Source organism: uncultured Succinivibrio sp., assembly GCF_902756765.1.
Classification (GTDB): domain Bacteria; phylum Pseudomonadota; class Gammaproteobacteria; order Enterobacterales; family Succinivibrionaceae; genus Succinivibrio.
In genome coordinates this window covers 1-9268 of record NZ_CACVSS010000113.1, presented here as the reverse complement: position 1 = coordinate 9268, position 9268 = coordinate 1, and the positions used below count along the sequence as shown (strand labels likewise).

Annotated in this window: 8 protein-coding genes and 1 pseudogene; 8 read left to right on the top strand and 1 reads right to left on the bottom strand. The window is 38.9% G+C overall.

Annotation, left to right across the window (positions count from 1 at the left end; translation table 11 throughout):
- From QZU45_RS10840 to QZU45_RS10810, 7 genes are all read left to right on the top strand, one after another.
- Window positions 1-274 (top strand): universal stress protein (locus QZU45_RS10840; RefSeq protein WP_295355194.1); only part of this gene is annotated, 274 nt, incomplete at its 5' end.
- Between the two features lie 117 nt (window positions 275-391).
- On the top strand, window positions 392-766 hold the full coding sequence (locus QZU45_RS10835) for a hypothetical protein (RefSeq protein WP_294997749.1): 375 nt from the start codon (window positions 392-394) through the stop codon (window positions 764-766).
- A gap of 352 nt (window positions 767-1118) precedes the next feature.
- On the top strand, window positions 1119-2279 hold the full coding sequence (locus QZU45_RS10830) for an efflux RND transporter periplasmic adaptor subunit (RefSeq protein WP_295355192.1): 1161 nt from the start codon (window positions 1119-1121) through the stop codon (window positions 2277-2279).
- Window positions 2280-2297: 18 nt separating this feature from the next.
- Window positions 2298-4559, top strand: a complete 2262-nt coding sequence (locus QZU45_RS10825) for an efflux RND transporter permease subunit (RefSeq protein WP_295355190.1) — start codon at window positions 2298-2300, stop codon at window positions 4557-4559.
- Window positions 4532-5446, top strand: a complete 915-nt coding sequence (locus QZU45_RS10820) for an efflux RND transporter permease subunit (protein ID WP_295355188.1) — start codon at window positions 4532-4534, stop codon at window positions 5444-5446. The genes QZU45_RS10825 and QZU45_RS10820 overlap by 28 nt, the downstream gene beginning before the upstream one ends.
- A gap of 655 nt (window positions 5447-6101) precedes the next feature.
- Window positions 6102-6875, top strand: coding sequence for a MipA/OmpV family protein (locus QZU45_RS10815; protein WP_295355186.1), 774 nt, complete (start codon window positions 6102-6104; stop codon window positions 6873-6875).
- A gap of 385 nt (window positions 6876-7260) precedes the next feature.
- Complete coding sequence (locus QZU45_RS10810; RefSeq protein WP_295355184.1) at window positions 7261-8181, top strand: flagellin; 921 nt, start codon at window positions 7261-7263, stop codon at window positions 8179-8181.
- Window positions 8182-8272: 91 nt separating this feature from the next.
- Here QZU45_RS10810 and QZU45_RS10805 read toward each other — a convergent pair.
- Window positions 8273-8569: pseudogene (locus tag QZU45_RS10805) on the bottom strand (carboxylesterase family protein); the annotation flags it as partial.
- A 339-nt stretch (window positions 8570-8908) separates the two neighbouring features.
- Between QZU45_RS10805 and QZU45_RS10800 the strand changes: the two are divergent.
- On the top strand, window positions 8909-9079 hold the full coding sequence (locus QZU45_RS10800; protein WP_295355182.1) for a hypothetical protein: 171 nt from the start codon (window positions 8909-8911) through the stop codon (window positions 9077-9079).
- Window positions 9080-9268: the final 189 nt, after the last annotated feature.

Sequence of the window (9268 nt, the reverse complement as noted above, 5' to 3'; positions counted from 1 at the left end):
TGGTGGTATTGCAAGTCCACAGGATGTTACCAACCAGCTCGCTGAGGAGTTTTCAAAGAAGCATGGAGTACCTCTAGACCATGTTCATGTGCTTCAGGGACGTGTGGATGAGGAAATTCCTCGTCTGTGCAAAAAGCTGAATGCAAGAATGGTTTGTATGGGAACCACACCTAGAAGCTCCTTCTTTGGATCTGTTAATTCGTCTGCCAGTGAACTGGTTTTAGATCAGATTCATGGTGATGTATTCGTTGTTAACGCAGCAACGTTAAAGTAAAACCCAGAGACTGTACCTATTTTCATCTAGAGGTAAGTATTTCCATACCTCTAATGGACTGTTATCACTGATAAATTGAAAATATCAGTAAATTCCACTTGTACTTGGAGTATCTTTATGAAAAAAGTAGCATTGTTGGCAATTGCCTCACTTATGATTGCTGGTTGCTCATCATCTTCAGATGTTGAGGTTACCCTTGTTAAGGGAGAAACAACTCCTCAGGAAGTTGAAAAACTGTTAGGTAGTCCTCAGTCTCAGGCTACTCTGGGTAACAAGTTAATTTATGACTACACCAGTTCTCACGTAGGCAGAGATGTTACCACCGGTCTTCTACTTGGCTGGCAGTTCCTGGATAACCATGTGTTAACTCTATGTGATAAAGGCAAGACCAACTGTCAGGTTTTCAAAGCTAAGGAAGATGAAGATGCTAAATCTCTCAGAATCAATTTTGAGAATGGTGTAGTTTCTGATGCTAAAATCTTAGATTTATAGTGTTCTAGAATAAACACTGTTTTGTTAGAAAAGGAATTATGGGAATAAACCATAGTTCCTTTTTTATTGCCAAAGGGTTAACTTACAGTAAATTTCATTTTTAATTTAACTATTTTGTCCTGCCTTTATTCTTTTTTTTTTTCTCTCTTTATCCTGGATGTTCCTTTGAACATTTGCTCCTAAATAATACAAACAATGTGATTTACCATATATTTACCGTTTTTCTTTGTTACCGTATTCTAAAAATTTAAAAATTACTTTTTACTTAGTTTTTTTACCCCTGTATCTTGATAATTAAAATATGCATTTTTTTTGATTTGTATAAGCTTCTTTTGCTAATTAGGTATATGTTATGAGAAACTTTTCCTCTTTTTCGACATTGGCTTGTGTTGTTTCTTTAGCAATTCTTACTCAGGGATGTGATAAACAGGGAGCCGAAGGTTTTCAGGCTAGAGCTTACCCTATGATGACCATTCAAAAGGGCAGCATGACCTTAGTTCAGGAATTTCCTGCAACTGTTAAAGGTATTCAGGATGTTGATATTTATCCCCAGGTAACGGGTACAGTTAATGAAGTTAAATTCTCTGAAGGTCAGGAGGTAAAGAAGGATCAGGAACTGTTCATTATTGATCCTATTCCCTATGAGGCAAGTCTTGAAAAGGCAAAGGCTAATGTAGCCAGTGCTGAAGCTGAACTCTCAAGTGCCAGATTTAATCGAGACGCCAAGGTATCTCTTTATACCAAAATGGCAACCTCAAAATACGAATCAATTAAAGCTGATAACGCATGTAAAGTTGCTGAAGCCAACCTGAATTTGGCTAAAGCAGAACTTAAGGTTGCAGAGAAAGACCTGAACAATACTGTTGTTAAAAGTCCTGTTGACGGTAAGCTTGGAATGAGCAGTATTCGTCCGGGTGCTCTTGTCAACGCAAATTCAACGCCTCTTGTATCTGTATCTGATAACAGCTATGTACATGCTTACTTCTCTTTAACCGAAAATCTTGTTCTCTTCCTAAACAAGAATTCTCATTTAAGAGAAGGAGAGAAGGAGGCAGATTTCCAGATTAAATTTAAACTCGCAGACGGAACCATGTACGATAAACTTGGTGAGGTTGATGCAGAGTCTGGCATCGTAGACTCCACAACCGGTGCTATTACCTTCCGTGCCAAGTTTCCAAATCCAGACGGGGTGATTAGAAGTGGCGGTGCCGGTTCAATAGTTATTCCTGTGACTCTGGATGATCGAATTGTAATTCCTCAGACTGCAACCTATGAACTTCAGGATAAGGTGTTTGTATTCAAGTTTGAAGATGGCAAAGCCGTGTCTACTCCGGTCAAGCTACTGCCTTTCTACGATGGTACACATTACATTGTAAATGAAGGTCTGAAAGTTGGAGATGTGATTATTACTGAGGGCGCAGGTCTACTAAGAGATGGTACTCCGGTTACAAGAAAGAGTGAGGATAAGGAGCAGCCTCAGTCAACTAATCAAGCTGCAGCTGCTAGCAAGTAGGTGATTGGGGGAACGTTTATGTCAGCAAAGTTTTTTATTGATCGTCCGGTTCTCGCCACCTGTATTTCTTTTCTGATGGTTCTGCTTGGATTTGTAAGTATCACCGTTCTTCCTATTGAGCAGTATCCAGACATTGCTCCTCCAACAGTATCAGTATCCGCAAACTATACAGGAGCTAATGCTGATACAGTTCAGAAGACAGTTATTGTTCCTCTTGAGGAAGCAATCAACGGTGTTGAGGATATGATCTATATGACCTCAACAGCAACCAACTCTGGCTCTGCCAATATTCAGGTATATTTTAAGCAGGGTACTGATGCAGATATGGCAGCAGTTAATGTTCAGAATAGAGTTGCCAAAGCTCAGTCGTCATTACCGGCGGATGTAATTTCAAACGGTGTTACAACCGAAAAACAGCAGGCCGGTCAGCTTAAGATTATTTGTATTTACTCAACAGATAAAGCATATGATGAAACCTTTCTTTCAAACTATCTGAACATCAATGTTGTGCCTGAAATCAAGAGAATCAGTGGTGTTGGCGGCGTTACTGTTCTTGGTAATAACTATGCTATGAGAATCTGGCTTGATTCTCAGAAAATGGTTGAATACAAGGTGGTTCCATCTGATATCTCCAAGGTGCTGGCTGAGCAGAACATTGAAGCTGCAACAGGTACTTTGGGTAGTGATTCGGATAATACTTTCCTTTATGCCTTAAAGTATAGAGGCCGTTACGAAACCCCTGAACAGTTTGGTAATCTGGTTATAAAATCACTGCCTAACGGAAATGTTCTGCGTCTTAAGGAAGTTGCGAACATTGAGCTTGGTGCTGAGAATTATTTCTACAGTAACAAGGTTAAGGGGTATCCAGGCTCAACCTTTATGGTTATGCAGTCAGCAGGCTCTAACGCTAATGAGATTATCAAGCAGCTTGACGAGCTTGAAGATAAAATTAGAAAAGACCTTCCTCGAGGAGTTTATCTTGTTGATCTGTTCAGTGCTAAAGACTTCCTCGATGCATCTATTGATGAGGTTATAGAGACTCTTATAGAAGCTATATTCCTGGTAATTATCGTGGTCTATATCTTCCTGCAGAGTATCCGCTCTACGGTTATTCCTCTGATTTCTATTATTGTTTCTCTGATTGCAACATTTGCGTTTATCTATGTTGCGGGCTTTAGTATCAACCTGTTGACGCTATTTGCCATGATTCTGGTTATCGGAACCGTGGTGGATGATGCAATTGTGGTTGTGGAGGCTGTTCAGGCCAAGTTTGAAGGCGGATACAGTGATCCTTATGAGGCGACTGTGGATGCTATGAAAGGTATCTCCTCAGCGATTGTTACCACTTCCTTTGTATTTATGTCCGTATTCGTTCCGGTATGTTTTATGGGAGGAACCTCAGGAACTTTCTATACGCAGTTCGGTGTCACCATGGCTGTTGCTGTAGGTATCTCTGCAGTAAATGCTCTGACCTTGAGTCCAGCACTCTGTGCTCTGTTCATGAAAGCTGCAAATTATGATAATCCTGAAAATCAGAAGGGCTTTACATATCGTTTCCATGTGGCTTTTGATACGGCATTTGAAAGACTTACTGGAAAGTATCTGGCTTTACTGAACATCATTATTGGGAAGAAAATCATTGCAGGAATAATTCTTGTAGGTTCTCTGGGAATGATGTCATTTCTGATGTTTAATACCAAAACCGGACTGATCCCAGATGAGGATACCGGAACAGTATTCGTTGCTGTAGTAACCTCTCCTGGCTATACCCTGAATCAGACCAAGAAGAGTATGGATGAGGTTCAGCAGAGAATTCAGGATCTTCCTCAGATTGATCTTCTGACTAACATCAGTGGCTATAGCCTTATTGGTGGTGCTCAGTCAACTTCAGGCGGTACTTTCATTATTAGACTTAAAAACTGGGAGGATCGTCCTGGTGCAGAGAACAGTAAGGATGCTGTGATTGCTCAGATTATGGAAAGAACAAGCGATATAACCAGTGCAATGGTGTTCGCTTTCTCACCTCCTATGATTCCAGGTTATGGAACCTCTAATGGTCTTACCCTGTCTATTCAGGATAGAACAGGTGGCAGTGCAGCAAATCTGTTCAAGGTTACCTCTGCATTTAATGCTGCTATGGATAAGGAACCTGCAGTCATGAGTTCTATTACTACTTTTGACCCAAGATTCCCTCAGTTTAAACTTGAAGTTGATGCTGCTAAATGTATTCGTATGGGCGTAAATGTATTCGTATGGGCGTTTCTCCTTCGGATGTCTTAAACACCATTGGTATGTATATCGGTGGCGGTTATTCATCTGACGTTAACCTGTATTCAAAAAAATATAAGGTTATAGTTCAGGCTCGTACCGACAATCGTTTAGACGAAGGTGCTTTCTCTTCAATCTTTGTTCGCAATTCTAAGGGCGAAATGCTGCCAATTGCTCAGTTCATGTCCTTAGAGCGTGTTTATGGACCAGAACTTTTAAGCAGATTTAATCTGTTCTCCTCAATTGCAGTTAACATTTCTCTGAATGAGGGCTACAGTACTGGTGAAGGTATTAAGGCGGTTGAAAAGGTTGCCAAGGAGGTTCTGCCTCAGGGCTACAGCTTCGAGTATAGTGGAATGACACGTGATGAGGCTTCAACAGGTAGTACCACCATCATCATTTATTCAATGTGTCTGATCTTCATCTTCCTGATCTTAAGCTCGCTATATGAAAGCCTTCTGATCCCATTTGCGGTTATGCTTTCTATTCCAAGTGCTCTTCTAGGCTCATTCATCTTTGCCCAGATTATGGGAGTAGAAAACAACATCTATATGCAGACCGGCCTGATTATGCTGATTGGTCTGATTGCTAAAACTGCAATTCTTTTGACTGAATTTGCTTCTGAGGAGCATAAGAAAGGAAAGAGTATTGTAGATTCTGCAATCTATGCTGCGAAGGTGCGTTTAAGACCTATTCTTATGACATCTATCTGTATGGTTGTAGGTCTGCTTCCACTTGTTGTGGCTCACGGTGTAGGTGCTAACGGTAACCGTTCACTGGGTGTCAGTGTCGTTGGAGGAATGGTACTCGGTATTGTTGCTCTTGTCCTGATTACTCCTGTTTTCTTTATCATTGTTCAGACAATTCAGGAGAAGTTCTCAAAAAAGAAGGCTGCTTAGCTGACTTAACTTTTTGACTTTAAGAAAAAGCTGGAACTAAAAGTTCTGGCTTTTTTTTGTTTCTTCAAAAAAACTGTGGCTTTTGAAAAACTGCTAGTGATTATTATCTAAAAGAACCATCCGTGAATCTGTGGAATGGCATGGTGAATATTATTATATTAAAATCAGGGCGTTTTACATAAAATCGGAAGAACCTTTTTTATGAACAATGCTCTCGGTTTTCAACTCATTATGTCTTAATTTTTTTCGTTATGAAAAATGCGATCTGATGCGTCAGAGTGTTTTTTTTCATAGCCTCTTGTTACAAGTTAAGACTAAACTGAATTCTTAAAGAGGAAAACTCCGGTTAACAGAAAACTTTTGGCTTTTTTTCACTTACATGTTTTTTAGGGGATTTGTGATTTTTGTCGTCAAATTCATTTTGTCTGAAGAAAATTATAATTCTATATTAAAAGTGGTGATCTCAATATCTCTATTTAAGAGATTGAGATATTTCGTTGTCAGGGGATTAACCTAAACAGGAATTATAAGAGAATTTAAGCTTATAGTTGTAATAATGTCGACTACATTCACTTTTAAACTACAGTAGAGCAGTTATAGCTTAATACACTTTTATCAATTTTATTCAAATGCTTTCTAAATTGGGGTAACAATAATGAGATATAACAAATCACTTTTATTATTAGGTGTTTTTAGTTTCGGGGTATATGCACAGGATTGGGGGGAGCCTTTTAGGGTAGACAGTTTTGGTCTTGGTTTAGGCGGAAGTGCTGCTACATCAGAATATAAAGGATATGATTCTCAGTATAGTGTTGCTCCTGTTATCAAACTGGAAACTCCTGTTTTTTACATAGACGGTTACAGAGCAGGAATCCATGCATTTACAACCGATGATAAGACTCACGATATTCAATTGGGATTAACCTATAACGAGCAAAAGTTTGATCCTAAAGACAGCGATGATTACGCCATGAGAGTTCTCGATAAACGCTGTTCTTCGCTGATGGCAGAACTCAGTTATAGATTCTATTCAGATTATGGTAATTTTAAGACATCTTATGCCCATGATATTCAGGGAAGAAGTAAAGGCGATAAGGTAACTTTAGCCTATGGTTATGATTTTACTGTTACAAAAGGATTAAATATTGAGCCTTCAGTTGGTGTAGATTGGACTAGCAAAAAATTCAATGAGTTCTACTATGGGGTTTCAGATTCAGAATCAGCAGTATCTGGTCTAAAAGCTTATAAACCAAAGGGTGGTTTCAGTCCTTTCATGTCTGTTGATGTAACTTACGAAGCTTTCGAGAATTTCTATTTAGCTCTTGATGTTGGTGTGAAGTACTTAAGCAGTGAAATTAAAGACAGTCCAATGGTTAAGCGTAATAACAAAGCCTGGAGTTTCCTGGGATTCTATTATGCTTTTAAGTAATCAGTAACTATCTGGTTATTTTATCCCATTCTTAGCACATTTTTGTGTAACTATTGGAAGCCCAAAATCCTCAGCTCAGCTGGGGATTTATTATACGGTTTATCCGTACCTTCCTCAGCCTCCGCATCTATATCTACCTCATACTCCATTTAATAGTCTCTGAAGAAGTCTTGACCATGGGTATATATAGTTCTGGCTTTTTTAATCAGTAGATTTAAGCGTTTAAACGTATAAATGTGATATAGATTGAGTTTTTAATAATTAAAAATATCTTATTGATTATTAAGTAGTTAATTATTAAAGTTTAAAGCTTTTTTAGACGTTAACAGTTAGAAGGGTAGATCTAAGTTTTTAGTTGCCCAACTGTCTAAAGGAGGAACCTTATATGGCAATATCTTCGGTAACTAATACCAGTGCTTTACAAGGTATAAATAACATAAATAAAACTTCCAGTAATCTGAATTCTATAATGGAAAAACTTGCTTCTGGAAAAAGAATCAACTCCGCAAAAGATGATGCTGCTGGGTTACTTATTTCTGACAGATTATCAAGTCAGCTGGGAGGATTATATCAGGCCAACCGCAATGCGAATGACGGTATAGCCTTATATCAGGTTGCAGAAGGCGCTCTTGATGAAACAACCTCTTCACTGCAGAGGATGCGTACTCTGGCGGTACAGGCTTCCAATGGAACTTTAAGTGATTCTGACAGACAGGCTCTTCAGACTGAGTTTAATGAACTTGCTGCCGGAATTGATAATACTGCTGAAAACACCTCATATAACGGAGAGCAGATTTTAAATGGAGCTGAAAATGGAGGTGGAGTAACGCTTCATGTAGGTCCTAATTCTGGTGATACCTTATCGTCAGTTTTTGACAACGGCTTTAGAATGCAGGATCTTGTAAATGTTGCTCAGAATGGAGATTCTTCTGGAAACACATATGGTGGATCTTTTAATGCTAATGTTCAGACCAATACGGATGCATCAGGAAACTCCCATCAGACTTTGAGTATTTCTACTCAGGCAGACGCAGAAAGAACTATCAGTGCTATTGATTCAATGATTTCGTACGTTGATTCAAGCAGGGCAGAAATGGGAGCAATGCAGAATAGACTTGAGTCGACAATAAGTAATCAGAGTAATATTGCAGTAAATATTGCTGATGCTAATTCAAGAATTAGTGATGCTGATTATGCAGAAGAAGTATCTAATCTGATCACTCAGAGTATTCTTGAAAAGGCTGCGGTGTCTTTACAGTCTCATGCAAATGCAAAACCAAAGATGGCTCTGGCGTTATTGCAGTAACATCACGGAAAAAAAATAGTAATTGATATATACAGAAAAATAAGAAGGCCTAAGTTTTAGTCCTTCTTATTTGGGGCTATTTCAGATTAAGCTAGTAATATTTACTCAGAAAACCGGTTCTGTCCCAGTCAATAATTTTTAGAGAAGACTCCTTCTCTAGATGAATGTTAAATTCCTCAAAAACCATTACAGTTCTGTTCGTTAAGTCGTAGCGAGGCCATTCCTTTGCTTTTCCGTCTGGAGACTGCTCTGCATTTAGAGAAGGATTTCCTGTCTTTGCAAATTGAACCCACATCTTGCGCATGGTCTTAGAGAAGTTTTCATTAAGCGCTCTGCCCATTTCCATGTTCAGCTCAGGATGATTGAATACGGATGGAAGCTCTAGCGAATGTCCGCTTTTGTATAAGGTTGATACCTATAGTATAGGTTGGTGAGATTTTCTGTATTTTTTTTCTAACCAAAAAGTGATTTTATGCGTGATCTTGAATTGAGCTTTGCTCAATATCCCACAACAGGACAGTCTGACATTGATTGGATAGAGAAGGAGATTAACTGATATGCGTGTATATCTGGCAGAGAAGCCTCACAGGGAAATGATTTATCTTCGGTTTTAGATCAAGGATATCAGAGAGAAGATGGTTATATCTCACTTGATAATGGTGACTATGTTATATGGTGTCATGGACATCTGCTGTCACTTGCAGAGCCGGACTATTATGATCCGGCTTTGAAAAGGTGGGATATACGAACTCTTCCTTTTATTCCTCGTGAATTTGAATGGCTACCTGTTTCAGATAAACGTTCACGTAAAAAGCTTAAAACCGCCTGTGATTTAATTGTTAAGGCAGATGAGGTAGTGGTAAGCACTGTCTTTGATAGAGAAGGGCAGCTACCTTGATACGATTGATTCAAGATCTTCTTTCCAAGAGTTTCAATTTGCTTTAACTACGCCTCTTACCTTAATCTTTAAGGCTAACTGCTTTTTTTCATCTGCTCAATAAGACAGGAATGTTCCTTTGTGGCTTTATCATAGTTAATGCCAACTAAAATAATATTGCCACAGTAATCTTCAAGAGATTCGGTGTAG